We start from the raw sequence: 24,951 nt of genomic DNA on the forward strand, positions 1-24,951 counted from the left end.
CAGCCGCCCCTCGGCGGGGGTCAGCTCCTGCACCGCCTCCGCGACCGCGCCGGGCAGGTCGTCGGTCGCCCGCACCCAGGGCCGTACCCCGGTCGACCGCACCGAGCTGGGCGGCTCGAAGCCGGGGTCCGAGGCGCGCACCACGGCCGCCGCGAGCTCCATGATCTCGGCCGGGGTGCGGTAGTTGACGCCCAGCCTCGCGTGCTCCCAGCGGTCCTGGACGTACGGCTCCAGGATCTTCTGCCAGGAACCCACGCCCGCCGCCTCCGCGGTCTGCGCCGGGTCGCCGACCAGGGTCATCGAGCGGGTCGGGCTGCGCCGCATGAGCAACCGCCAGGCCATCGGCGACAGTTCCTGCGCCTCGTCGACGATGATGTGCCCGAACGCCCAGGTGCGGTCGGCCGCCGCGCGCTCGGCGGCACTGCGGTGGTCGTCCTCCTCCTGCCGTTCGGCGAACCGCTCGGCGTCGATGATGTCGTGCGCGGACAGGACCTCGGAGTCCTCCTCGTCCTTGTCGTCGAACTCGTAGGTCCGCGAGGCGTACGACACGTCCAGCACGCCCTGCGCGTACGCGACCTGTGTCTCGCGCTCACGGTCGGCCCGGGCCCGCGCCAACCGCTCGTCCACACCGAGGAGTTCGGCCGCCTCGTCGAGCAGCGGCACGTCCGCCACCGTCCAGCCCCGGGTCACCGGGCGGCGGATGGCGGCCGCGTCCTCGTCGGGGATATAGCCCACCGGATCGGCGAGGAAGTCGGCGACCAGTCGCTGCGGCGTCAGGCGCGGCCACAACTGGTCGATGGCGGCCCAGACCTCGGGGTTCTCGGCGAGTTCGTCGCGGATCTGCGTGATGTCGCTCGGGTCCAGCAGGATCGTGCCGTCGAACGGGTCCGTGCCGATGCGTTCGGCGACCATGTCGGTGAGCGTGTTGAGGATGTGGCCCTCGAAGTGCTCGCGCGCGACGTTGTGCGGCAGCCGGGCGGCGCGGGTCTTCTCACGGGCGACCTTCACCAGGCCGTCGTCGAGCATGAGGATCTCGCGGTCGTGCTCGATGGCGATCACCGGGTCGGGCAGGGCCTGCCAGTCGCGTACGACGTCGGCGAGGACGTCCGCCATGGCGGCACGCCCCTTCACCGCGGCCGCCACCCGGCTGTCGGTCTCCGTGGCCTTCACGCCGGGGAAGAGCTCCCCGACCGTCGCGAGCAGCACACCGGTCTCGCCCAGCGAGGGCAGCACCTCGCCGATGTAGCCGAGGAAGGCGGGGTTGGGGCCGACGATCAGCACGGCCCGCTTGGCCAGCAACTCCCGGTGCTCGTACAGGAGATACGCGGCCCGGTGCAGGGCGACGGCCGTCTTGCCGGTGCCCGGCCCGCCCTCGACCACCAGCACCCCGCGGTGGGGCGCGCGGATGATCTCGTCCTGCTCGGCCTGGATGGTCTGCACGATGTCGCTCATGCGGCCGGTGCGCGCGGAGTTGAGCGCGGCGAGCAGGACGGCGTCACCGCTCGGGTCCTCGTGGCCGGTCCTCTCCTGGTCGCCGAGGTCGAGGATCTCGTCGTGCAGGTCCGTCACCCGGCGGCCCTCGGTGCCGATGTGCCGACGGCGGCGCAGGCCCATCGGGGTGTGGCCGGTGGCCAGGTAGAAGGGGCGGGCGACGTCGGCCCGCCAGTCGATGAGGATCGGGGTGCGTTCGGCGTCCTCGGTGCGCAGGCCGATCCGGCCGATGTGATGGGTGGTGCCCGAGGTGAGGTCGATCCGGCCGAAGCAGAGGGAGCCGTCGACCGCGTTCAGCGCGGCCAGCAGCCCCGAGCGCTCGGCGACCAGGATGTCCCGCTCCAGGCGGGCCTGCATGGGGGTGTTGCCCTGGGCGAGCGCGTCCGTGACGGAGACCTCGGTGTCGCCGCGCAGGGCGTCCACATGTGCGTACAGCCCGTCGATGAATTCCTGTTCCTGCCGCAATTCATCGTCCGGAAAGCCGGTGTTTGACAATTCCACTCCCGCCCGGATATACTGTGCTCACTGAGCTTCTTTGCGACCCATGCCGTTAAGGCGCAGCGATAAGGTCGCGAATCATCGAATATACGCAGAGAAATACCCCGAGCGCAATCGCTCGGGGTATTTCTCTGTAGGTGCGTCAGCTCATGGGGCTCACAGGACGTCCGTCAGTTCCTCCAGCAGCCGCCGCTTGGGCCTCGCACCCACCATCGACCGCACCGGCTCCCCGCCCCGGAACACCATGAAGGTGGGCATCGAGAGCACCTTGTAGGCGTTCGTGGTCAGCGGATTGGTGTCGACGTCCAGCTGGACCACCTTGAGCCGCTCGCCCTCCTCCGCGGCGAGAGCCGCGAGCACCGGCCCCATCTGCCGGCACGGCGGACACCAGTCGGCGGTGAACTCCACCAGCACCGGCAGCTCCGCCCCGAGCACCTCCGTCCCGAAGTCCGCGTCCGTCACCTCGGCCACACCCGCTGCCTTGATCACCTGTGGATCCCTCCCAGTTCGCACTCCGGCTCCGGACCGCCCGGAACCTCCGCGTCGGCGGCGAGCCCGTCACGCGCCCGCTCGGCCCGCTCCAGCTGCTGCCCGACCTGGGCGCGCACGGTCTGCAACTCACCGATCAGCGCGTCCAGTTCACCGAGCTTGCGCCGGTAGACCGCGAGCGAGGCGGGGCACGAGTCGCCCTCGGGATGGCCGGCCCGCAGACACTCCACGAACGGCCGCGTCTCCTCCAGGTCGAACCCGAAGTCCTGGAGCGTCCGGATCTGCCGGAGCAGCTTCAGGTCGTCCTCGTCGTAGGTCCGGTATCCGTTGTGGCCGCGCCGCGCGGGCAGCAGGCCCCGCGCCTCGTAGTAGCGCAGCGTCCGCGTCGTGGTCCCGGCCCGTGCGGCCAGCTCGCCGATTCGCATGTCCACGAACGTAATCCTTTACGCCGACGTCAAGGCAAGAGCGGTTTGCGCTGCACCGGAGAGGTCAGCACGATCGAGGTCGTGGTGCGCCCGAGGGCGGAGACCGCTTCGAGGACCTCCTCCAGGTGGACGGTGTCGCGGACGGCGACCTTGAGGATCCAGCAGTCCTCGCCGACCACGTGGTGCACCTCGGTGATCTCGGGGCGCTCCAGCAGTTCCAGGGTCCTCGGATGCCTCAGGGTGTAGCCGCCGTGCGGGCTGACCCGGATGAACGCCTGGATGCCGTAGCCGAGCCGGGCCGGGACCACGTGGGCGCCGTAGCCGCCGATCACGCCCGCCGCCTCCAGCCGCCGCAGCCGCTCGGTGACCGCCGCCGGGCTCAGCCGCACCCGGCGCCCCAGCTCGCTGAACTTGATCCGGCCGTCGGTCTGGAGGAGCTCCAGGATCTGCCGGTCCAGCGCGTCGAAGGTCACCGAGGTTTCGTCGGTGGCGGGACGCAGATGCCGAGATTCTTTCGGTGCGGCCGCCTGAACTCCCATGGTTCCCCCTTCAACACTCCGCTGTACGCCGGGAGAATTATGGTCATGAAAACCCCACGAGAGGTACTCGTCATCGGTGGCAACCGCTATATCGGCAAGCGCCTGATCACACGGCTGCTGGCCGCCGGCGACCGGGTCACGGTCCTCAACCGGGGCTCGTCCGCACCCCCGCCCGGGGCGGTCCACCTGCTGGCCGACCGCGACGACGAAAGCTCTTTGGGCGGTGCCGTGGGCTCACGCACCTTCGACGTCGTGGTGGACCAGGTCTGCTACACCCCGCGCCAGGCGGCGATCGCCCGCCGGGTCTTCGCCGGACGCGCCCGGCGCTATGTGATGACTTCGACGGTGGAGGTGTACGAGTACGAGGACTCGATCGCCCCCGTACGGGAGGACGCCGTCGACCCGACGACCGTATCCGTCGATGTCGGCCTTCCCTGGGACGACCCCGCATTCCTCGATTCCCATTACGGCGAGGGAAAGCGGCAGGCGGAATCCGTTTTCGCGGCGGACCCCGCCTTTCCCTTTACGGCGGTCCGCGTGGCCCACGTCCTGGGCGGCGACGACGACTTCACCGGGCGGCTCACCCACTACGCCGACCGCATCCGCACCGGCGAGCCCATCGCCGTCCCCGTCGACAACCAGCCCGCCACCTACATCCACGTCGAGGAGATCGCCGACTTCCTCGCCTGGACGGTGGGCCAGGACTTCACCGGTCCGGTGAACGCGGCCTCCCACGGGCTGCTGTTCACGGAGGAGTTGTGCAGGGCGGTCGCCGCGCACTTCCCCGAGGGCAAGACCCTCCTCCAACTGGTCGAGATCGGCGAGGTCTCACCGTTCTCCTTCGCCCGCTCCTACGCCATGGACAACTCCCGGGCCACCCGCCTCGGCTTCTCCTTCGACGACGTACACCAATGGCTGCCGCGGGCCGTGGCCGAAACCCTGGGAAAGGAAAAGGAAACCTGACTTACGGCGCCTGGGCATGGCACTCGACTGACGGCCCGTGGGGACGCGCGATGGGGCGCAGGGGAATGGCGAACAGTTCGTAGTGGCACGGGGTGACGGCAACCCTCCAGGGGCGCGGGGAACTGCGCGACCGGCCACGACGCACCCGCATCCGCCCGACCACCCGGACCGGCACCCCCGTAGGCGCCACTAGGCACCCCGGGAAACCGTGACCCCCCCTCCACGGCTCCCCGGCACCTTCGGCCCACTGCCGGGCCGCCTCCGGGCGACCCGTGAGCAGCAGGAGCAGGGAGGTGATCGGACCGCGGATCTCCTCCCCGGTCCCGCGCGTCCACTCGATGTCGGTCGCGACGAGCCGCGCCTTCGGCAGGGGAGGAACACCTCGGCGGGCGCCGTATGAAGCAGCTGCGCGAGGCGCTGACGCTGCTCCGGGAGATCACCGATCCCTGGGCCTAGAGGGCCAGGAGGCCAGGGCCCTAGGGGCGGTGCCGGGACCCCTGACCCGATGCGCTGAGTTCGCTCAGCTCACCGGCCTCCTTCACCTCGAGCAGTGACGCGCTGTGCCGTTCCTCCTCGAAGGCCCGGTGTCCGCCGCGCAGGCCGAACAGGCGCTTGGCGAGCAGGATGTAGAGGACGGCGAGGATGTTGAGGAACAGTGTGGCGATCTTCAACCAGCTGATGCGCTCGGTGAGTTCGTAGATCTCCAGCGGGAGGAAGGCGGCCGTCGCCACCACCGTCAGGTACTCCGCCCAGCGCTTGGCGTACCAGAGGCCGACCGCCTCGACGAGCTCGATGAGGGCGTAGGCCAGCAGCAGCACGGCCACCAGGACCAGGGTGTTGTGCTTGTACCCGAACGCCTTCTGGACGCTGTCGACGATCGGTGAGTGGTCGAGGTCGTAGTGGAAGTGGCGGAACACCGGCCGGAAGACGTCGAGATACTCGTCGAAGAGCCGGCGCACCGCGTCCTGGCTGTTGCTGAACTTCCACACCGCCACCGCGGCCAGCACGATGAACACCCCGCGCACCGCCCGCTCGAGCGCGAGGAAGCGCAACACGAACAGGTCCCTGAGCACCTTGCCGCGCGGGACAAGGGGCGCGTGGTCCGCGGGCCCCGAGCCGTGCGGCTCACCGAGGGCGAAGTCGCCGCAGCGCAGGCAGCGCCACGCCCCGCCCACGGCGGTCTCGACATGCAGCCGCTCCCTGAGGCGGGGTTCGTCCGGCGCGTACGTCACATGCCCGCGGCGTGCGCACGTCCGCCGATCCCAGTCGATCTTCATCCCCCGTGTGCCTCCGATGAAAGAGCGTGCCGTCCGGGGACGGCACGCTAGTGGGGCGGGGTAAGAGTTTGGTGAGTCAGTGGGTGTCGACCAGTTCCTTCTTCTCCTCGGCCCGGGGGGCGGGCTCCGCGGACGTGCGGCCGGGCAGGAGCACCGCGACCAGGACCGTCCCGACACCCAGCACGACCGCCCCGATCAGGCTGGTGTGCGCCACCGCGTCGGAGAAGGACGAGCCGACCGCGTCCGCCAGCTGCCGGGCGCCGGAGGCGAGCTGCCCGGCCTGCGCCTTCAGCTGAGCGGCCTGCTGCGGGTCGGTGGCCTGGGCGGCTTGCGCCGCGACCTGCTGGGCCTTCTCGCCGATGCCCTGCGCGACGGTGTATCCGGCGCCGACGGAGTCCTGGGCGGAGGACAGGCCGGCGGCCGGGACCCCGCTGCCGGCGGTGGCGTCGGAGAGGTGGTCCGCGTAGGAGGTCGCCAGCAGCGAGCCGAGGATCGCGATGCCGAGCGAGCCGCCGAGTTCGATCGAGGTGTCGTTCACCGCGCCGCCGACGCCCAGTTCCGACTCGGGGAAGGCTCCCATGATCGCGTCCGTGGCGGGCGAGAGGGCGAGGCCGATCGCCAGGCCCAGCACCATCAGGGGCGCGACGAGATCGCCGTACGACGAACTCGCGTCAATCCGGGTGAGCAGCGCGAGGGCCGCCGTGCCGCCGACCATGCCCGCGGTGACCGTCCACTTCATGCCGACCCGCGGGGTGAGGAACCCGGTCAGGGCCGAGCCGACGAAGACCGCGCCGGCCAGCGGCAGCATGCGCAGGCCGGTCTCCAGGGCGCTGTAGCCGAGGACGAACTGGAGGTGCTGGGTGAGGTAGTAGAAGGCACCGAAGACGGCCAGGAAGAACAGGGCGACGGCGAGGTTGGCTCCCGCGAAGCCGCGGTCGGTGAAGCGGCGGACGTCGACGACGGGGCGCGGGTGGCGAAGCTCCCGGACGACGAAGAGCGCGAGACCGGTGCCCGCGACCACCGCGGCGGCGATCGCCTTGGCGTGCCAGCCGAAGTGCTGCCCCTCGATGATCATGTAGACCAGCGCGCCGATCCACACGACCGACAGCAGGCCGCCGACATAGTCGATACGGCCGTGCTGCGCGGCCTTGGAGGGCGGGACGAGGACGAGGGCCGCGACGATCGCGACGGCCGCTATCGGGACGTTGATCAGGAACGTCGACGTCCAGGCGTGGTGCTCCAGGAGCGCGCCCGCGACCAGCGGACCGGCCGCGATCGCCACGCCGGAGGTGGCGGTCCACACGGTGATCGCCTTGGCGCGCTCGCCGCGCGGGAAGGTCGCGGCGAGCAGGGACAGCGTGGCCGGCATGATCATCGCGGCGCCGGCTCCCATCACCGCGCGGGCCGCGATGATGGTCGCGGCACTGTCGGCGAAGTATCCGAAGACCGCGCCGCCGCCGAAGACCCCGAGCCCCAGCAGGAGCGCGCCGCGGCGGCTGTACTTGTCGCCGATCGCACCGAACAGCAGCATCAGGGCCGCGTACGGGACGGTGTAGCCGTCGATGACCCACTGGAGGTCCGCGCTCGACAGCCCGAGGTCCTCGGTCATGTCGGGGGCGGCGACCGTGAGTGCGGTGTTCGCCATCACGATGATCAGCAGGCTGAGGCAGAGGACGAGAAGGGCCCACCAGCGGCGGGCGTAGGGGCGCTCCCTCTTCTCGACCGGTTCGGTCATGACGAGTCGCATGGCAGGGGTGGCCTTCCTCAGCGGTCTTGCACAGCGATGTGCATTTGCTCAATACTGTGCAATGTACGTCGACTGCACAGCACTGTGCAAGTTCCGTCGGTAGGGGCACAATGGCGCCCATGACCACGGGCCACTCCAGTCGCGCCGAAGCCAACCGCCGCCACATCCTCGATGTCGCACTCGCCGAGCTGCTGCGCGACCCCGACGCGTCCATGGACCAGATCGCGCGCGCCGCGGGCGTCGTACGGCGAACCGTGTACGGCCACTTCCCCAGCCGTGAGGCACTGATCAGCACGCTCGTCGACGGGGCCGTGGAGGCGGTGGCGGCCGCGGACGCGGCGGGACGCGAGGGGATCGACGATCTGGCGCAGGCGGTGGCGGGCTCCGTGCTCGCGGTCTGGAAGGTCGCCGACCGCTATCGCATCCTGGTCGCGCTCGCCCAGCGCAGCGTCACCATGGAGGGCATCATCGAGCGGCTCGCCCCCGTGCGCCAAGCCTCCACCGAACTGCTCCGGCGCGGCCTGGACGAGGGCGTCTTCGTCTCACCGCTGCCCGCGCCCGCGCTGGCGTACGTCCACGAGCACATGATGTTCGCGGTGATGCAGGCGGTGAACGACGGGCTGCTGGACGCGGAAGAGGCGGGCCGCTCCGCCGCGGTCACCGTTCTGACCGCGGCGGGCGTACCCGCCTCTCTGGCCACCGCGCTGGTGGCGAAACTGAGCGACTGAGCTGTTCTTCGGGAGTGGGTCCGGGCGGCCGAGCTACGGGGGAGTACTCGGCCGCCCGGGGCGGGAGCCGGGCCCGGGTTCAGGTCGGGCCCGGCTCGGCTTGGTGTGGCCGTACGGCCGTCGGCGTCCGGCCGCTCAGGCCTTGGCCAGCTCCTTCTCGCCGCCCTGCTCGGGGATGTCCGCCGTGACGTCCTCGTCGTCGTGGTCCAGGAGCGTCTTCTCGTCGAAGGGCAGGTGGCCGGCGAGCACCAGGTCGACGCGCTCGCGGTCGATCTCCTTGGTCCAGGTGCCGATCAGGACGGTGGCGACGGCGTTGCCCGCGAAGTTGGTCAGGGCGCGCGCCTCGCTCATGAAGCGGTCGATGCCGACGATCAGGCCGATGCCGTCCACCAGGGCGGGCTTGTGCGACTGGAGACCGCCCGCGAGGGTCGCCATGCCGGCGCCGGTGACACCGGCCGCGCCCTTGGAGGCCACGAACAGGAAGAGCAGCAGCGGGATCTGCTCGCCGACCGACATCGGCGTACCCATGGCGTCGGCGATGAACAAGGACGCCATGGTCATGTAGATCATGGTGCCGTCGAGGTTGAAGGAGTAACCGGTCGGGACGGTGATGCCGACCACCGGCTTGCTGATGCCCAGGTGCTCCATCTTCGCGATGAGCCGCGGCAGGGCGGACTCGGACGACGAGGTCGACAGGATCAGCAGGAACTCACGGCCCAGGTACTTGAAGAGCGTGAGGATGTTCAGGCCCGCGATCAGCCGCAGCATGACGCCGAGCACGATGAAGACGAACAGGAAACAGGTGACGTAGAAGCCGAGCATCAGGACGGCGAGGCTCTTGAGGGCGTCGACGCCCGCGGAACCGACCACCGCCGCCATGGCACCGAACGCGCCGATCGGGGCGGCCCACATCACCATGGCGAGGATGCGGAACACGAGCCGCTGGATGTGCTCGACCCCGCGCAGGACCGGCTGCCCGGCCGAGCCCATGGCCTGCAGCGCGAAGCCGGCGAGCAGCGCGATGAGCAGGGTCTGGAGGACCTCGCCCTCGGTGAAGGCGGAGACGATCGTGGTCGGGATGATGCCGAGCAGGAACTCGGTGGTGTCCTTGGCCTCCGCGTCCACCTGTGCGTGGCCGGCGTTCTTGATCGCGTCGGTCACCGCGAGGCCCGTCCCCGGCTCCAGGATGTTGCCGACGACCAGGCCGATGCCCAGGGCGACCAGCGACATGATCGTGAAGTAGAGCAGGGCGATACCGCCGACGGCGCCGACCTTGGCGGCCTTCCGTACCGATCCGATACCGAGCACGATCGTGCAGAAGATGATCGGCGAGATCATCATCTTGATCAGGTTCACGAACCCGGTGCCGATCGGCTTCAGCTCGACCGCGAAGTCGGGGGCGACCAGACCGACGGTGATACCGAGGGCAACCGCGACGATCACCGCGATGTACAGGTAGTGGGTGCGGTCCTTTTTGACTGCGGGTGCCCTGTCGGGGGTGCTGGCGGCCACGGCTGCCCTCCTTGACGTCTTCGTCGGTATGACCGGCGTGCGGCTCACGTCCGGGCTTTCGAAGGAATGCCGTGACTATCTCCCGCCCTGTGAGGGCGGTCACCCTTCCGTTCATTTAGTTCACAATCAGCCATGGAGGCACACTGACGACATGCGCATCCCCGTACCGAGACCCCGGAGCCTCGCGGCCCAGCTCTTCGCCATGCAGGCCGTGCTGATCGCCGTGGTCGTGGCGGGGTACGCGCTGTTCACCTACGTCAGTGACCGGGGCCAGGCCAAGGACGCGGCGCGTGTTCAGGCCAAGGCCGTGGCGCGGGCGGTCGCGGACTCGCCGTCCGTGCGGGAGGCCATCGGCACGCCGAACCCGACGGCACGGCTCCAGCCGTACGCGCTGCGGGTCATGGCCGACACCGACGTCGACTTCGTCACGATCATGAGTCCGCAGGGCATCCGCTGGACCCACCCGGACAAGGACCAGATCGGCAGGCACTTCCTCGGCAACACCGAGCGCGCGCTCAAGGGCCACACCTTCACGGAGACCTACACCGGCACCCTGGGCGCCTCGGTCCGGGCGGTCACTCCGGTCGAGGACGACCACGACAAGGTCATCGGGCTGGTCAGCGCCGGCATCCAGGTGGAGAAGATCAGCGAGCGGGTGCAGGGCCAGCTCACCGCGCTGCTCGGCGTCGCGGGCGGCGCGCTCGCGCTCGGTGCCATCGGGACCTACGTCATCAACGCCCGCCTGCGCCGGCACACCCACGGCATGAACGCGGCCGAGCTCAGCCGGATGCACGACTATCACCAGGCCGCCCTGCACGCGGTGCGCGAGGGGCTGCTGATGCTGGACGGGCAGTACCGTGTCGCGCTGATCAACGACGGCGGACGGGAGTTGCTGGGGGTGTCCTCTCAGGACGGGGTGATCGGACGGTCGGTGGCGGACCTCGGACTGCCGGCGCCGCTGACGGGTGCGCTGCTCTCCTCGGAGCCGCGGGTCGACGAGGTCCATCTGACGTCCGCGCGGGTGCTGGTCGTCAACACCTCCCCGGTCTCCGGCGGAGAGCAGCGCGGCACCGTGGCCACCCTGCGTGATGTGACCGAACTCCAGTCTCTGATGGGCGAGTTGGACTCCGAGCGTGGCTTCACCCAGGCGTTGCGCTCCCAGGCCCACGAGGCGGCGAACCGGCTGCACACGGTCGTCTCGCTGATCGAACTGGGCCGCGCGGAACAGGCGGTGGACTTCGCGACGGCGGAGCTGGAGCTGGCGCAGGCGCTCACGGACCAGGTGGTGGCGGCGGTGAGCGAACCGGTGCTGGCCGCCCTGCTGCTGGGCAAGACCGCGCAGGCGAACGAGCGGGGCGTGGAGTTGGTCGTGTCGGAGGACAGCCGCCTGGACGACGGCCTGCTCCCGCCGTCGCTACCGGCCCGGGACCTGGTCACGATCCTCGGCAACCTCATCGACAACGCGGTGGACGCGGCGCAGGGCAGCGTGCGGGCGCGGGTGACGGTGACGGCATACACGGACGGCACGGAGGGCGCGGCGGGCCGCGGGCTGGTCCTGCGGGTCTCGGACACCGGCGCGGGCGTCGATCCGGCCCATGCCGAGGCGGTCTTCCAGCGCGGCTTCTCGACGAAGCCGGCGGGCCCGGGCGGCCGCGGCCTGGGCCTCGCCCTCGTACGTCAGACGGTCAACCGCTGCAAGGGAACCCTGACGGTGGCGGAGGCCGAGGGCGGCGGCGCGGAGTTCGAGGTACGGCTCCCTCTGGGGGGTGAGCCCGAAAGCACCACGCTCCGGGAAGCCTCGACGGTCGCGGAAAGCCCTACCGCCCCCGAACACACCACAACCCCGGACAGCCCCCCGGCCCCCGCAAACGCCACAGCTCCGGAAGACCCCCCGCCGCCCAGCGGCTCCCCGGCCCCCGAAGGTGCCACCCTCCCCGGAGGCCACATATGACCGGCCCGCAGCCCATCCGTGTCCTGGTCGTCGAGGACGATCCGGTCGCCGCCGACGCGCATGTACTGTACGTCAACCGCGTCCCCGGCTTCACGGCCGTGGGCAAGGCGCACACCGGTGCCGAGGCCCGGCGGCTGCTGGACCGTACGGCCGTGGACCTGCTCCTGCTCGATCTGCATCTGCCGGACGGGCACGGCCTCCAGCTGGCCCGTCAGCTGCGCGCGGCCGGGCATCAGGCGGACGTGATAGCGGTGACGTCGGCCCGGGACCTGACGGTCGTCCGGGAGGGCGTCTCGCTGGGGGTCGTGCAGTACGTGCTGAAGCCGTTCACCTTCGCCACCCTGCGCGACCGGCTGATCCGGTACGCGGAGTTCCACGCGTCGGCCGGTGAGGCGAGCGGTCAGGAGGAGGTGGACCGCGCGCTGGCCACACTCCGGGCGCCGGGCCCGGCCGCCCTGCCCAAGGGACTCAGCGCGCCGACCCTGGAGCGCGTGACGGTGGCACTGCGGGACTGCGCGGAGGGGCTCACCGCGACCGGTCTCGCCGAGGTGGTCGGCATCTCCCGGATCACCGCCCGCCGCTACCTGGAGCATCTGGTCGACGCCGGCCGGGCGGCCCGCAGCCCGCAGTACGGGACAGTGGGGCGCCCGGAGTTGCAGTACCGGTGGGTCAAGAACCCGTAAGTCCGGGCTGCTGCACGGTCATTGACGGGACTGGACCACTCCTCTTACGTTCACACACGGCCGCCGACTGCCGGACGCAGCCGAGGTAGAAACCCGCAGGACGCGGGTGCCACTCCGCACAGCGGGCCGAGTACACGACCCGGAACCCAGCCGTCGTCCGTCGGGCGCCGGCGAGGTACTGAGGCGGCAAGCCGCCCCGGCCCCGGCAGCGCGTGGTCACTCCTCGGGCAGCACCCCCGGCCGGAACGGCTCCACCCCCACCACCCTGCGCACCCGTACCGGCTCGATCAGCAGCATCACCCGCCGCTCGCCCGCCAGCAGCCACGGATAGCGCTCCTCACCGATGTACTTCTGCGTGAGGCGGTCCATGGAGCGCTCCGCCTCCTCGCCCTCCACGAACCGCACCACCCGGCCCCGGATCTCGACGCGGTCGTAGGGGTTCTCGGGGTCGTGGTGGGAGAGGGAAAGGTTCGGATTGCGCCGCAGGTTTTGTTCCTTCACACGTCCGATCGCGGTGTTGACCATGACGTACTCACCTTCGAGGTCCGCCCACATGGGCGAGACCTGCGGCGCTCCGTCCGGACCGACGGTCGCCAGATGCCAGAAGTTCGGCGCCAGCAGCCGCTCGCGAATATGCCCCTCTACCTTGCCATTCACCTCGTACACGAAGATCGCACCTCTTTCCGGCCACCCGTCCGGGCACCCGGCGCCATCCTCGCCACGCCGCCCGCCCCGCCGACAGACGATCTTCGGCCGGCCCGAACCCACGGCCGAAACCGTAGGTTCGCACAATCCGTGATACTGGCCGAACAGACCGTAGTCACCGCACGCCCGCGCCCCTAACTTGTGGCCCGTGCGCCGACCCCCAGCCCTGCCGAACCAGCCCGGACCGCCCTTCGACAACCTCACCGCCCGCAGACTCCGTGTCGCTCTCGGCATGGGGCCCGAGCACGTGGCCTACGGGCTGCGCGTCTCGTACGGGCTCCCCTACGTCACCCCTGATCTCGTCGTCGCCTGGGAACGCGGGACCCTCTGCCCCACCAGTCCGGAACTCACCGCTCTCGCGGGCGTGTTGTGGTGCTCCCCCGGTGAACTCATCGGCCGCCCCCGCACCCTGCGCGAGCACCGCGTCTCGCGCGGTATCGCCCCCGAGGACGTCGCCCGTGCCGTGGGGCTCGAACTGCTCGCCTACCTCGCCATGGAGGAGCACGACGAGTGGCGCGGCACCGACCGCCAGTCCGCCGCCCTCGCCGACCTGCTGGAGCTGACTCTGCCGGACTTCGTCGCCGTCACCGGACGCGAGAGACGGCTCGCCGAATGCCTGCGCGGGGCGGTCAGCACCCGCTGGCAGGCCTACGTCCGTCAGATCGCGAAGATCGTGCCACTGGACCGGCGCCTGGTGGAGGAGACCCTCATGGATCTGCACCGGCAGTACCAGGGGCAGATGGTGTCCACCCTGAGCTGGGGCGGGGGCGGCGAACGCTCCGGCGAGGCCGGCCAGGAGTTCCTGGACGAGATCGTGGAGCGCTTCTGGGAGGCGGTCGAGACACGGCCGTAGAACGGCGACCGCCCTGACGCGTGTCTGAGGACGCGTGCCTAGAAGACCGACTCCGCCTCGTCCATCCGGTCCTTCGGGACCGTCTTCAGCTCGGTGACCGCCTCCGCGAGCGGCACCATCACGATGTCGGTGCCCTTGAGCGCGGTCATCCGGCCGAACTCGCCCCGGTGCGCGGCCTCCACCGCGTGCCAGCCGAAGCGGGTGGCGAGGACCCGGTCGTACGCGGTGGGGACACCGCCGCGCTGCACATGCCCGAGGATGACCGGCTTGGCCTCCTTGCCAAGCCGGCGCTCCAGTTCGTACGCCAAGGCCGTGCCGATGCCCTGGAAGCGCTCGTGGCCGAACTTGTCGATCTCGCCCGTGCCGTAGTCCATGCTGCCCTCGGCGGGGTGGGCGCCCTCGGCGACGCAGACCACCGCGAACTTCTTGCCGCGGGCGAAGCGCTCCTCGACCATCTTGACCAGGTCGGCCGGGTCGAAGGGGCGCTCGGGCAGGCAGATGCCGTGGGCGCCGGCGGCCATGCCGGACTCCAGGGCGATCCAGCCCGCGTGCCGGCCCATGACCTCGACGACCATCACGCGCTGGTGGGACTCGGCGGTGGTCTTGAGGCGGTCCATCGCCTCGGTGGCGACGCCGACCGCGGTGTCGAAGCCGAAGGTGCGGTCGGTGGAGGAGATGTCGTTGTCGATCGTCTTCGGGACACCGACGACCGGAAGACCCGCGTCGAACAGCATGCGGGCGGCCGTGAGAGTGCCTTCGCCGCCGATCGGGATCAGCGCGTCGATGCCGAACTCGTGGATCATGTCGGAGGCGCTCTCGCACGCCTCGCGCAGCCGGTCGCGCTCCAGGCGGGAGGAGCCGAGGATGGTGCCGCCGCGGGCCAGGATGCCGCTGACGCTGTCCAGGTCGAGGGCACGGTAGCGGCCGTCCAGGAGGCCGGAGTAGCCGTCCTCGAAGCCGATGACCTCGTCGCCGTAATTGTCGACCGCTCGGTGCACGACCGACCGGATCACTGCGTTCAGACCCGGGCAGTCGCCGCCGGCGGTGAGAACTCCGATGCGCATCGTGCTGTGTCTCCTGCTCGCTGTTGATACCGGTGAGCCAGGTCCGATTCTTTCACGTCCCGCGCAGCACCGTCGCATGCCGTGCTGACGGGCGCCTTATCCATCGATCGGGGTACTGTCAAGAGGGTTCTGCTCACCTAGGTGGGCGATTTTTATGCCGTCCAGGAAACGGAGTGAGCTCGCGTGACCCGCAGCGTGTACGTGACCGGGATCGACCGCGGCGACGGCCGCCAGGTCGTCGAGCTGGGGGTGATGGAGCTCCTGACCCGCCAGGTCGACCGGGTGGGGGTGTTCCGGCCGCTGGTGCACCACAGTCCCGACCGGCTCTTCGAGCTGCTGCGCGCCCGCTACCGGCTCACCCAGGACCCGGCCACCGTCTACGGCCTCGACTACCACGAGGCCTCCGCGCTGCAGGCCGAGCGCGGCACCGACGAGCTGGTCTCCACCCTCGTGGACCGCTTCCACAAGGTGGCCCGCGACTTCGACGTCGTCCTGGTCCTCGGCACCGACTTCGCCGACACCCAGCTCCCTGACGAGCTCGCGCTCAACGCCCGGCTCGCCAACGAGTTCGGCGCCTCGGTGATTCCCGTCGTGGGCGGTCGCACCCAGCCCGCCGAGTCGGTGCTCGCGGAGACCCGCAACGCCTACCGGGCCTACGACAGCCTGGGCTGCGACGTCCTCGCCATGGTCACCAACCGGGTGGCCCGCGAGGACCGCGACGAGATCGCCGAGCGGCTGCGGGGCCGGATGCCGGTGCCCTGTTACGTCGTGCCGGACGAGCCCGCGCTCGCCGCGCCCACCGTCGCCCAGATCGGCCAGGCGCTCGGCGCGAAGGTGATCCTCGGCGACGACTCCGGGCTCGCCCGGGACGCGCTGGACTTCGTGTTCGGCGGCGCGATGCTGCCGAACTTCCTGAACGCCCTGACCCCGGGCTGCCTGGTGGTCACCCCGGGCGACCGCGCGGACCTGGTCGTCGGCTCGCTCGCCGCGCACAGCGCCGGGACCCCGCCGATAGCCGGGGTGCTGCTCACCCTGAACGAGGTCCCGAGCGACGCCGTCCTCACCCTCGCGGCCCGCCTCGCTCCCGGCACCCCGGTGCTCTCGGTGGCGGGCAACAGCTTCCCCACGGCCGCCGAACTCTTCGCGCTGGAAGGGAAGCTGAGCGCGACCACGCCCCGCAAGGCGGAGACCGCGCTCGGCCTCTTCGAGCGGTACGCCGACACCGCCGAGCTCGCCCGCCGGGTCTCCGCGCCGAGCAGCGACCGCCTCACGCCGATGATGTTCGAGCACAAGCTCCTGGAGGCGGCCCGCTCCGACAAGCGCCGCGTGGTCCTGCCCGAGGGCACCGAGCCGCGCGTGCTGCACGCGGCCGAGGTCCTGCTGCGCCGGGGCGTCTGCGACCTCACGCTGCTCGGCCCGGTCGACCAGATCCGCAAGAAGGCCGCCGACCTCGGCATCGACCTCGGCGACTGCCGGCTCATCGACCCGGCGACCTCCGAACTGCGCGACGCCTTCGCCGAGAAGTACGCGGCCCTGCGGGCCCACCGGGGCGTCACCGTCGAGCTCGCCTACGACGTCGTCTCCGACGTGAACTACTTCGGCACGCTGATGGTCCAGGAGGGCCTCGCCGACGGCATGGTGTCCGGCTCGGTGCACTCCACGGCGGCGACGATCCGCCCGGCCTTCGAGATCATCAAGACCAAGCCGGACGCCGACATCGTCTCGTCGGTCTTCTTCATGTGCCTGGCCGACAAGGTGCTGGTGTACGGCGACTGTGCCGTGAACCCCGACCCCGACGCCGTGCAGCTCGCCGACATCGCCATCCAGTCGGCGGCGACCGCCGAGCAGTTCGGCGTGCAGCCGCGGATCGCGATGCTGTCGTACTCCACCGGTACGTCGGGCTCGGGCGCCGACGTGGACAAGGTGCGCGAGGCCACCGAGCTGGTACGGCAGCGGCGCCCCGACCTGAAGATCGAGGGGCCGATCCAGTACGACGCCGCGGTCGAGCCGACCGTAGCGGAGACCAAGCTGCCGGAGTCGGACGTGGCCGGGCAGGCGACGGTCCTGATCTTCCCGGACCTCAACACGGGCAACAACACCTACAAGGCCGTGCAGCGTTCGGCCGGCGCGATCGCCGTCGGGCCGGTGCTCCAGGGCCTGCGCAAGCCCGTCAACGACCTGTCCCGGGGCGCCCTGGTCTCGGACATCGTCAACACCGTCGCCATCACGGCGATCCAGGCCCAGACCGCTCCCGCAGAGAAAGTCACCGCCCAGTGAGCGCCACCCGTGTCCTCGTCCTCAACTCCGGCTCCTCGTCGGTGAAGTACCAGCTGCTCGACATGCGGGACAGCAGCAGGCCGGCCATGGGACTCGTCGAGCGCATCGGGGAGCAGTCCGCCCGGTTGAAGCACATCCCCCAGAGTGGCGAGTCGCGGGAGTGGACCGGCCCGATCGCCGACCACGACGCCGCGCTGAAGGCCGTGGCACAGGAGCTGTCGAAGGACGGCCTCGGACTGGACTCCCCCGAGCTGGCCGCCATCGGGCACCGGGTCGTGCACGGCGGCAAGACCTTCACCGAGCCGACGGTGATCGACGAGACCGTGCTCGCCGAGATCGAGCGGCTGATCCCGGTCGCCCCGCTGCACAACCCGGCCAACCTCACCGGCATCCGCACCGCGCGGGCGCTGCGCCCGGACCTGCCCCAGGTCGCCGTGTTCGACACCGCGTTCCACACCACGATGCCGGAGTCCGCGGCCCGCTACGCGATCGACGTGGAGACCGCCGACGCGCACCGCGTCCGGCGCTACGGCTTCCACGGCACCTCGCACGCGTACGTGTCCCGGGCGACCGCGAAGCTGCTCGGCAGGGCGCCCGAGGACGTCAACCTGATCGTGCTGCACCTGGGCAACGGCGCGAGCGCCTCCGCGGTCCGGGCAGGCCGGTGCGTGGACACCTCCATGGGGCTGACGCCTTTGGAGGGACTCGTGATGGGTACGCGCTCCGGAGACACCGATCCGGCCGTCATCTTCCATTTGGCGCGCGTTGGCAAAATGTCCATCGACGAAATCGACACTCTTCTCAACAAGAAGAGCGGACTGGTCGGCCTCTGCGGTGACAACGACATGCGGGAGATTCGGCGCCGGATCGAGGAGGGTGACGAGCAGGCCGCGCTCGCCTTCGACATCTACATTCACCGTCTGAAGAAGTACATCGGCGCCTATTACGCCGTTCTCGGTACGGTGGACGCGATCGCGTTCACCGCCGGGGTCGGCGAGAACGCGGCACCGGTGCGGGAGGCCGCCGTGGCGGGCCTGGAGACCCTGGGCCTGGCGGTGGACCGCGAGCTCAACGCCGTACGCAGCGACGAACCGCGGCTGATCTCGCCCGCGGACGCGCGGGTGAAGGTCGCCGTGGTGCCGACCGACGAAGAACTGGAAATCGCGACGCAGACCTACGCGCTGGTCGCGGGGCATTGATTTGCGGCCCGCCGCGTGGCGACTGAGCGGTAACCCAGCTGAGCGGCGTTCCGCCCATTTGTACTTCCGCAAGACGGAATATTCCGCAGCGAAACAAACCGATAGGATCGCTCCATGCGCCGTTCGAAAATCGTCTGTACTCTCGGCCCTGCGGTCGACTCCCACGAGATGCTGGTCTCGCTGATCGAGGCCGGCATGAACGTGGCCCGTTTCAACTTCAGCCACGGCACCCACGCCGAGCACCAGGGGCGGTACGACCGCGTCCGTGCCGCCGCCAAGGAGACCGGCCGGGCCATCGGTGTCCTCGCCGACCTGCAGGGCCCTAAGATCCGCCTGGAGACCTTCGCCGAGGGTCCGGTGGAACTGGAGCGCGGTGACGAGTTCGTCATCACCGCCGAGGACGTCCCGGGTGACAAGACCATCTGCGGGACGACCTACAAGGGCCTGCCCGGTGACGTCTCCCGCGGCGACCAGATCCTCATCAACGACGGCAACGTCGAGCTGAAGGTCCTGGACGTCGAGGGCCCGCGGGTCAAGACGATGGTCATCGAGGGCGGTGTCGTCTCCGACCACAAGGGCATCAACCTGCCCGGCGCGGCGGTGAACGTCCCGGCGCTGAGCGAGAAGGACGTCGAGGACCTCCGCTTCGCGCTGCGCATGGGCTGCGACATGGTCGCGCTGTCCTTCGTCCGGGACGCGGGGGACGTGGCCGACGTCCACAAGGTGATGGACGAGGAGGGCCGCCGGGTCCCCGTCATCGCCAAGGTGGAGAAGCCGCAGGCGGTGGACAACATGGAGGACGTCGTGATGGCGTTCGACGCTGTCATGGTGGCCCGCGGTGACCTGGCCGTCGAGTACCCGCTCGAGAAGGTCCCCATGGTGCAGAAGCGCCTCATCGAGCTGTGCCGCCGCAACGCCAAGCCGGTGATCGTGGCGACCCAGATGATGGAGTCGATGATCACCAACTCCCGCCCCACGCGCGCCGAGGCGTCCGACGTCGCCAACGCGATCCTGGACGGCGCGGACGCGGTCATGCTGTCGGCGGAGTCGAGCGTGGGCGCGTACCCGATCGAGACCGTGAAGACGATGTCGAAGATCGTCGTCGCGGCCGAGCAGGAGCTGATGTCGAAGGGCCTGCAGCCGCTGGTCCCCGGCAAGAAGCCCCGCACCCAGGGCGGTTCGGTGGCCCGAGCGGCCTGCGAGATCGCCGACTTCCTCGGCGGCCGGGGCCTGGTGGCCTTCACCCAGTCCGGCGACACCGCCCGCCGCCTGTCGCGCTACCGCGCGCAGCAGCCGATCATCGCCTTCACCACCGACGAGAACACCCGCAACCAGCTGGCGCTCAGCTGGGGCGTGGAGTCCCACGTGGTGCCGTTCGTGAACACCACGGACGAGATGGTCGACATGGTCGACCAGGAGATCGCCAAGATCAACCGCTTCAACCCGGGCGAGATCGTCATCATCACCGCCGGCTCACCCCCCGGCGTCGCCGGCACCACGAACATGCTGCGGGTGCATCACCTGAGCGGCGCGGCAGAGTAAGAAGCCGTACGACAACGACATCGAGGGCGCCCCCTGCGGCAGGGGGCGCCCTCGATGCGTGTACTCAGCCGACGGTGCCGGCCTCCAAGGGGAAGTCCGGGGGCCAGGAATGGGTGTAGTCGAACAAGGAGGGCTCCTCGAACGTACAGGGGGCCTCACGCCATTCGGGCACGCCTGAGACGACGAAGCTGCGGCCGGCGGGGTCGATCAGCCAGGTGTAGGCGGCGTCCTCGGCACTGAGGTCATGGCGCTCCCTCAACTCCGTGAACTCGTCCTCGCCGGCCCTGCGGATCCGAAGTCCCTCCTCGTAGATGGGCTTGAGGAGCATCAACTCCACGTGCCCGAAGTACACCTCGACCCGGGTGTCGGTCTCGTCGATCAGAGTGGCGTCACTGCGCAGGATGAGCTGGCGGTGCGAGGGGTCGAAGCTCACGACCCGGAACAATCGCCCCTCGCGCACGAACTCTGGCATTGCTGTTGTTCTCCCTGCTCTCGGGTCACGTCGCCCAGTCGGGCACGGGCATGTCGGTGACAAGACTCGGGGTCTTCTCTCCCGGCTTCGTCATGTACCAGTCGAAGTCAGTCCATTGCCTCTTGCCGTTGATCACCTTGAGTCGCAGTGTCGCCATCTCCCACGCTGTGCCGTTGCCGCTCTGCGTGGCCGGTCTCCAGTCGGAGCCGACCAGCGGCCTGCCCCGTGCGATGAGCCTCTCCAGGGCGTCGGCCGCGTTCTTGGCATCCGGGACACCGTCGAGCGAGATGCTGATCTTCGCACGGGGGTGTTCCAGTGCCTCGTCGACGGCGACCATCCAGATCGGCCGTCCGTCCGAGTTCGGATGCGGCCGGTCGAACAGGTGCTTGTTGTTGAACGTCCGCGCGCCGCTCTTCAGCATGTCGGCCAGGTTGTCGGAGTACGGATTGATGCCGAGGACGATGTGGTCGCCGTCCTTGACGAGGTTCTTGATGATGTCGTCGACGCACGTGTTGTGGACGAGCACCGGCGTCGGGCCCGCGTACACGTAGTACGTGTGGCTGTCCGCGACCTGGAAGTTGAAGACCTCGACGGCCCCGTCGGCCGCGGACGTGCCGGTGACCTCGTCCGTGCCACCGTCCAGGGTCTGGAAGGTGTCGCCAGGATGAAGATCGCGGGCCTCGGTCCAGCCGCGGCCCTGGACCCAGTAGGGGTGGTTCTCGGTGGACTCGACCGTGCCGTGCGCCGTCTCCACCCGGACCAGCCGGTCGACGACCCGGTGGAACAGCTGGGTGACGGGCTTGAGGGTTCTCTTGCCAGTCGTCTGGTCCATGGACCAGACCCGGTCGCCGAGTCCGATGTCCTCGATGTTCTTGGGCCCGTCGGCGGTGGCGACCCTCGTGCCCGCCGGGAAGCACATGGAGAGCAGGGCCTGCATCCCCGCTTCCTCCAGCCGCGCGATGGCGGCGGCCGCGAGTCCGGAACCGCGCAGGCTCCACATCGCCGCGCCCAGCCCGGCACCGCCCCGCATCGCCGTACGGACCGCGAACGCCGCCTCCGCCGCCTTCACCAACAGGCCCGGGATGACGATGCTGCCGACCAGCCACACGCAACTGCTGATCTTGCCCTTGGCGCAGCCGACGATGTCCGCGACCGCTCCGGTGGCGATCGCCTTGAGGACGGACTCGGTGAGCTTGAGTCCGTCGACGTGGACGTCCTTCTCCTTGAACTTGACGTCCAGAGGAGAACTCGTGAGGTAGTCGCGCTGGATGGCCGAGCCGCAGTGGGCGCGGTCCACACCGGGCAGCGGGCAGGACTCGATGTAGAAGTCCATCTCGCCGTAGATGTGGAATTCCAGGTCGATCTCGCAGCCGATGTCGCCACCGGAGTGGCTGCCCACGCAGTCGCTCAGCGGGTTGATGTCGACCTTGGAGTCGCCGCTGGGCTTCATCACGACGCCCTCGACGCCGGTGCCGCCGCCCTCGGCGGTGCGCTCCTGCTCCTTGCGGTCCTCGAAGTCGACCTGCTGGGTGCGGATGGCGGCCTCGGCGGCCTCCACCGCGAGGTTGCGGGCGTTGGCCGCAGCCGCTTCGGCGACGGTCGCGTCCTGCTCCGCCTTGTCGGCCACGGACCGCGCGGTGGAGGCGTCGGCCTCGGCGGCGTCGGCCGCGCTGCGGGCGCTCGCCGCGTCCCGCTCGGCGTCGTCGGCGGAGGCGTCCGCGTCGGTGGCGTAGCCGTCCGCCGAGGTGGCCGCGGTCTGTGCGGCGGCCGCGTCGGCCACCGCCTGTTTGTCGTACTCGACGGTGTTGGCCTCGGACTGCTGAGCCGCCTTGGCGGAGGCTGCCGCCGCATCCGACGAGGCCTGCGCCGCCGCTGCCGAGGTGCTCGCCTGCGCGGCCCACTCGGCCGCGTTCGCCGCCGCCTCGGCAGCCGCCTTCGCGTCGGCGTCCGCCCTCGCTGCGAGGGCCTTGGCCTCGGCCGCCGCCTTCTTGGCCTGCGCCGCCTTGGCGTTGGCCACGGCGACCTGCTGCTGGGCCGCGGTCTTCGCGGCCTGGCCGGTCAGCACCGCGAGGCCCGCCGAGGAGTCGGTCTCCGCGTACGGGGAGCCCAACTCGATGGCGTCGTTGGCGGGCTTGACCACCTGCGCCGCCGAGTCCCGGGCCGCCGCGGCGGCCTGCGCGGTGGAGTAGGCGTGTCCGGCGGTGCGGATCGCGTCGGCGCCCGCGAGGGTGGCTTCGGAGCGGGCGACCAACGCGTCACCGCGGGCCTTGGCGGCGGCCTTCTGCGCGGTCTCGGCCTGGGCCTTGGCGGCGATCGCGTTCCACTTGGCGGCCCTGGACTCGGCGATCGCGTCGGCGGCGGCCGCGTGGGCCTTCGTCACCGCGGCCCCGGTGATGGCGACATCGCGCTGGGCGCCGTCCGCGGCGGCCTGGGCGCGCTTGGCCGCCCCCTGGGCCTTGGTGGCGGCCTCACGGGCGTTGGTGGCGGCCGCCGTGGCCTCGTTCGCCGCCTGCCGGGCCGCCGTGGCCGCGGCGGTGGCGTCGTCGGCCGCCGCGCGGGCCTTGGTGGCGGCCTGCCGCGCTTCTATGGCGTCGGCGGTACCGTCCACGGCGGCCAGCAGCGCCTCCGCGGCTTCGGCCTTGGCAACCAGGGTGTCGCGGCGGTCCTCGGCGGCCAGGGCGCCATTGCGGGCGTTCTCGGCCCGGTTCTCGGCGGCGAGTGCGGCGTCCTTCTTCTCTGCCGCCGTTCCGCCCGAGGCCTGCGCGGCGGACAGCTTGTCGGCGGCGACCTGACGCTGGGACTGGGCGCGGCCCTCGGCCTCGTGCGCCTTCTGCCGCTCGGCCGCGGCGAGGTCCGCCTGCGACTTGGCGTAGTCCCGCTCGGCCTCGGCCTTCTGCCGCTTGGCCTTGGCGTCGGCGGCCGCGGTCTTCGCGGTCTGCTCGGCCGCCTTCGCCTTGTTCTCGGCGGCCTTGGCCTCGGTGGCGTGCTCGGCCGCCTCCTCGGCCTGCGCGGCGGCACCCTCGGCGGCGGCCTTGGCCTGTGCCTCGGCCTCCTGCGCGGCGATGCGCCGGAACTCGGCCTTGGCTGCGTGCGCCTGGGTGGTGGCGAGGGAGTCGAGCGTCTTGCTGTCGGCGGCGGAGGCGCGCGTCGCGTTGAACGCGGTCTCCACGGCCTTCGCCGCGGCCTGGGCCGCCGCCGCGGACGCCTTGGTCACCTGCGCGGCCTGCTGACCGTGCAGCAGACCCCGGCCACGCGGCAGACCGGCCGCGTCGGCGATGCCGTACGCCTGAGTCTGCGCCTGGGTGACCGCGTCGGCCTGGGTCTTCGCGGACAGCGCGGCGCGGGAGGCGACGTAGAGCCGTCCGCCGGCCCGGCCCTGGGCGTCCACGATCCACTTCTTGACCTTGGTGAACTCGGCCGCCTCCGGGTAGAACTGACCGTGATCCTCCGGCTTCTCGTGGGTCCAGTACGCCTGCCAGTCCGTCAGCCGACTCGCGATCAGTGACTGCGCGAGCGCCTCACCGAGCGCCTGGGACGCCGTCGAAAGGTCTGCGTTGGCCTGCTTCTCGGCCCGGATGATGGCGTCCCGCTGCGTCTTCTGCCCGTCGATCTCCGCCTGCCACTCGGTGTGGGCCGTGGCGATCTCGGCGCCGAGCACCCCGTGCGGGTCCTGGGGGTCCGTGTACGCGCAGGAAGCGAAGCGGGCCTTGAGGTTCTCGACGTCGATCCGGAACTCCATCGAGTCCGGGTCGGGCGCGGTGGTCGGGAAACCGCCGTACTGGAGGAACAGGCGGGCGTCGTCGGCGTACATGTCGTGCATGAACTGCAGCGACTCCCACGCCTGGCGGTCCTTGTAGTCCTCGTACGCGTCGGGGGAGTAACGGGCCTTGTAGACCGCTGTGGCCGCGTCGACGGACGCCTTGTTCGCCAGGGGGTGAGGGTCGGTGTAGAAATCGCTCTCGACCTTCCAGAACTGGGCGGCGACCCAGGACCCCAGCCCGATCTTGTCGAACGGGTCGTCCTTGGCCTCCACCCACGTGAACCCGGTGTAGGTGTAGTTCGGGGGCGGGGTCTCGACGCCGAGGGACGCCTGCCACACCATCGGGCGGGCGGACAGCTCGTCCAGCTTGGCGTCGGCGGCGCCCTTGTCCTTGTTGTACGCCGCGTCGAGCGCGGTGCCCTTCCAGTACGACGGGTCGGCGGCCGTGTGCAGTTGGTCCTCGGTGCCGATCAGACCGGCCCGGGCGACCTCCTTCATCGCCGGGCCGCCCTTGCGCAGGACCCCGCTGAGGAGGCACTGCTCCTGGCGGACGCGCTCGGCGGCCTTCGCGTCGAAGGCGGTGGGGACGGTGTCGGCGGCGGTCGCGGTCCGCTCGGACTGCGCGGTGACGTCGGGGAGTTGACCGCCCGTCACCGCGATCGCGCCGGCGAGGGCCATCGCGGTCAGGGGAAGGAAACGGGATCTCGCGAAGAGCCCCCGTCTGCGTGCGTTCGTACGCATGGGAAACCTGTCTGTGAGAACGGCGGGAAGGGGGC

19 protein-coding genes and 1 pseudogene are annotated in these 24,951 nt (G+C 70.5%); 9 read left to right on the top strand and 11 right to left on the bottom strand.

Annotated features, from left to right (window positions below):
• From ACFVYN_RS34360 to ACFVYN_RS34375, 4 genes are all read right to left on the bottom strand, one after another.
• Positions 1 to 1,956, bottom strand: a 1,956-nt coding sequence (locus ACFVYN_RS34360; protein WP_390005840.1) for a HelD family protein, incomplete at its 3' end; no start/stop codon positions are given.
• 189 nt (positions 1,957 to 2,145) lie between these two features.
• Entirely contained in the window at positions 2,146 to 2,478 is a 333-nt protein-coding gene (locus ACFVYN_RS34365) for a thioredoxin family protein (protein WP_390005795.1), read from the bottom strand.
• Entirely contained in the window at positions 2,475 to 2,903 is a 429-nt protein-coding gene (locus ACFVYN_RS34370) for a MerR family transcriptional regulator (RefSeq protein ID WP_390005842.1), read from the bottom strand. Before ACFVYN_RS34370 ends, ACFVYN_RS34365 begins: the two co-directional genes overlap by 4 nt.
• Positions 2,904 to 2,932: 29 nt before the next feature.
• On the bottom strand, positions 2,933 to 3,442 hold the full coding sequence (locus tag ACFVYN_RS34375; RefSeq protein ID WP_390005797.1) for an Lrp/AsnC family transcriptional regulator: 510 nt from the start codon (positions 3,440 to 3,442) through the stop codon (positions 2,933 to 2,935).
• Between the two features lie 45 nt (positions 3,443 to 3,487).
• Between ACFVYN_RS34375 and ACFVYN_RS34380 the strand changes: the two genes are divergently transcribed.
• Positions 3,488 to 4,405 (top strand): NAD-dependent epimerase/dehydratase family protein, encoded by a 918-nt coding sequence (locus tag ACFVYN_RS34380; protein WP_390005799.1) that lies wholly within the window; start codon positions 3,488 to 3,490, stop codon positions 4,403 to 4,405.
• Between the two features lie 372 nt (positions 4,406 to 4,777).
• Positions 4,778 to 4,861 (top strand): annotated as a pseudogene (locus tag ACFVYN_RS34385) (MarR family transcriptional regulator); the annotation flags it as partial.
• A gap of 20 nt (positions 4,862 to 4,881) precedes the next feature.
• On the opposite strand, the gene ACFVYN_RS34390 reads toward ACFVYN_RS34385, so the two are convergent.
• The gene (locus ACFVYN_RS34390) at positions 4,882 to 5,682 is read right to left on the bottom strand and encodes a DUF2127 domain-containing protein (protein ID WP_390005801.1); all 801 of its coding nucleotides are present in this window, start codon (positions 5,680 to 5,682) and stop codon (positions 4,882 to 4,884) included.
• Between the two features lie 76 nt (positions 5,683 to 5,758).
• Positions 5,759 to 7,429 carry an MFS transporter gene (locus ACFVYN_RS34395; protein WP_390005803.1) on the bottom strand — a complete coding sequence of 557 codons (1,671 nt, stop codon included), beginning with the start codon at positions 7,427 to 7,429 and terminating at the stop codon, positions 5,759 to 5,761.
• Positions 7,430 to 7,539: 110 nt separating this feature from the next.
• Between ACFVYN_RS34395 and ACFVYN_RS34400 the strand changes: the two genes are divergently transcribed.
• A complete protein-coding gene (locus ACFVYN_RS34400; RefSeq protein WP_390005805.1) occupies positions 7,540 to 8,157 on the top strand; it encodes a TetR/AcrR family transcriptional regulator in 618 nt (205 codons plus the stop codon).
• 135 nt (positions 8,158 to 8,292) lie between these two features.
• Here the strand turns inward: ACFVYN_RS34400 and ACFVYN_RS34405 are convergent, their stop codons facing one another.
• On the bottom strand, positions 8,293 to 9,669 hold the full coding sequence (locus tag ACFVYN_RS34405; RefSeq protein WP_390005806.1) for a cation:dicarboxylate symporter family transporter: 1,377 nt from the start codon (positions 9,667 to 9,669) through the stop codon (positions 8,293 to 8,295).
• A 151-nt stretch (positions 9,670 to 9,820) separates the two neighbouring features.
• Between ACFVYN_RS34405 and ACFVYN_RS34410 the strand changes: the two genes are divergently transcribed.
• A complete protein-coding gene (locus ACFVYN_RS34410; RefSeq protein ID WP_390005808.1) occupies positions 9,821 to 11,620 on the top strand; it encodes an ATP-binding protein in 1,800 nt (599 codons plus the stop codon).
• The gene (locus ACFVYN_RS34415) at positions 11,617 to 12,303 is read left to right on the top strand and encodes a response regulator (RefSeq protein WP_390005809.1); all 687 of its coding nucleotides are present in this window, start codon (positions 11,617 to 11,619) and stop codon (positions 12,301 to 12,303) included. Before ACFVYN_RS34410 ends, ACFVYN_RS34415 begins: the two co-directional genes overlap by 4 nt.
• 216 nt (positions 12,304 to 12,519) lie before the next feature.
• Here ACFVYN_RS34415 and ACFVYN_RS34420 read toward each other — a convergent pair whose 3' ends face one another.
• Entirely contained in the window at positions 12,520 to 12,969 is a 450-nt protein-coding gene (locus ACFVYN_RS34420) for a PPOX class F420-dependent oxidoreductase (RefSeq protein ID WP_390005811.1), read from the bottom strand.
• 187 nt (positions 12,970 to 13,156) lie between these two features.
• On the opposite strand from ACFVYN_RS34420, the gene ACFVYN_RS34425 reads away from it, so the two are divergent.
• A complete protein-coding gene (locus ACFVYN_RS34425) occupies positions 13,157 to 13,861 on the top strand; it encodes a helix-turn-helix domain-containing protein (protein ID WP_390005813.1) in 705 nt (234 codons plus the stop codon).
• A 38-nt stretch (positions 13,862 to 13,899) separates the two neighbouring features.
• Here ACFVYN_RS34425 and ACFVYN_RS34430 read toward each other — a convergent pair whose 3' ends face one another.
• Positions 13,900 to 14,925, bottom strand: coding sequence for an ATP-dependent 6-phosphofructokinase (locus ACFVYN_RS34430; RefSeq protein WP_381341474.1), 1,026 nt, complete (start codon positions 14,923 to 14,925; stop codon positions 13,900 to 13,902).
• A gap of 183 nt (positions 14,926 to 15,108) precedes the next feature.
• On the opposite strand from ACFVYN_RS34430, the gene pta reads away from it, so the two are divergent.
• From pta to pyk, 3 genes are all read left to right on the top strand, one after another.
• Positions 15,109 to 17,202, top strand: coding sequence for a phosphate acetyltransferase (gene pta, locus ACFVYN_RS34435; RefSeq protein WP_390005816.1), 2,094 nt, complete (start codon positions 15,109 to 15,111; stop codon positions 17,200 to 17,202).
• A complete protein-coding gene (locus ACFVYN_RS34440; protein WP_390005818.1) occupies positions 17,199 to 18,401 on the top strand; it encodes an acetate kinase in 1,203 nt (400 codons plus the stop codon). Before pta ends, ACFVYN_RS34440 begins: the two co-directional genes overlap by 4 nt.
• Before the next feature lie 114 nt (positions 18,402 to 18,515).
• Positions 18,516 to 19,943, top strand: coding sequence for a pyruvate kinase (pyk, locus tag ACFVYN_RS34445; protein WP_390005820.1), 1,428 nt, complete (start codon positions 18,516 to 18,518; stop codon positions 19,941 to 19,943).
• Between the two features lie 64 nt (positions 19,944 to 20,007).
• Here pyk and ACFVYN_RS34450 read toward each other — a convergent pair whose 3' ends face one another.
• Both ACFVYN_RS34450 and ACFVYN_RS34455 read right to left on the bottom strand, forming a co-directional pair.
• Positions 20,008 to 20,415, bottom strand: a complete 408-nt coding sequence (locus ACFVYN_RS34450; RefSeq protein ID WP_390005822.1) for a hypothetical protein — start codon at positions 20,413 to 20,415, stop codon at positions 20,008 to 20,010.
• Between the two features lie 25 nt (positions 20,416 to 20,440).
• Entirely contained in the window at positions 20,441 to 24,916 is a 4,476-nt protein-coding gene (locus ACFVYN_RS34455) for a polymorphic toxin type 27 domain-containing protein (RefSeq protein WP_390005824.1), read from the bottom strand.
• Between the last annotated feature and the right edge of the window lie 35 nt (positions 24,917 to 24,951).

This window comes from Streptomyces sp. NPDC058307, from assembly GCF_042880295.1.
Lineage (GTDB): Bacteria > Actinomycetota > Actinomycetes > Streptomycetales > Streptomycetaceae > Streptomyces.

Bases quoted from the DNA above. Each gene is read 5' to 3' on its own strand.
- ACFVYN_RS34370 (WP_390005842.1), bottom strand. From the start codon at position 2,903: ATGCGAATCGGCGAGCTGGCCGCACGGGCCGGGACCACGACGCGGACG.
- ACFVYN_RS34375 (WP_390005797.1), bottom strand. From the start codon at position 3,442: ATGGGAGTTCAGGCGGCCGCACCGAAAGAATCTCGGCATCTGCGTCCC.
- ACFVYN_RS34380 (WP_390005799.1), top strand. From the start codon at position 3,488: ATGAAAACCCCACGAGAGGTACTCGTCATCGGTGGCAACCGCTATATC.
- ACFVYN_RS34390 (WP_390005801.1), bottom strand. From the start codon at position 5,682: ATGAAGATCGACTGGGATCGGCGGACGTGCGCACGCCGCGGGCATGTG.
- ACFVYN_RS34395 (WP_390005803.1), bottom strand. From the start codon at position 7,429: ATGCGACTCGTCATGACCGAACCGGTCGAGAAGAGGGAGCGCCCCTAC.
- ACFVYN_RS34400 (WP_390005805.1), top strand. From the start codon at position 7,540: ATGGCGCCCATGACCACGGGCCACTCCAGTCGCGCCGAAGCCAACCGC.
- ACFVYN_RS34410 (WP_390005808.1), top strand. From the start codon at position 9,821: ATGCGCATCCCCGTACCGAGACCCCGGAGCCTCGCGGCCCAGCTCTTC.
- ACFVYN_RS34415 (WP_390005809.1), top strand. From the start codon at position 11,617: ATGACCGGCCCGCAGCCCATCCGTGTCCTGGTCGTCGAGGACGATCCG.
- ACFVYN_RS34430 (WP_381341474.1), bottom strand. From the start codon at position 14,925: ATGCGCATCGGAGTTCTCACCGCCGGCGGCGACTGCCCGGGTCTGAAC.
- pyk (WP_390005820.1), top strand. From the start codon at position 18,516: ATGCGCCGTTCGAAAATCGTCTGTACTCTCGGCCCTGCGGTCGACTCC.
- ACFVYN_RS34450 (WP_390005822.1), bottom strand. From the start codon at position 20,415: ATGCCAGAGTTCGTGCGCGAGGGGCGATTGTTCCGGGTCGTGAGCTTC.
- ACFVYN_RS34455 (WP_390005824.1), bottom strand. From the start codon at position 24,916: ATGCGTACGAACGCACGCAGACGGGGGCTCTTCGCGAGATCCCGTTTC.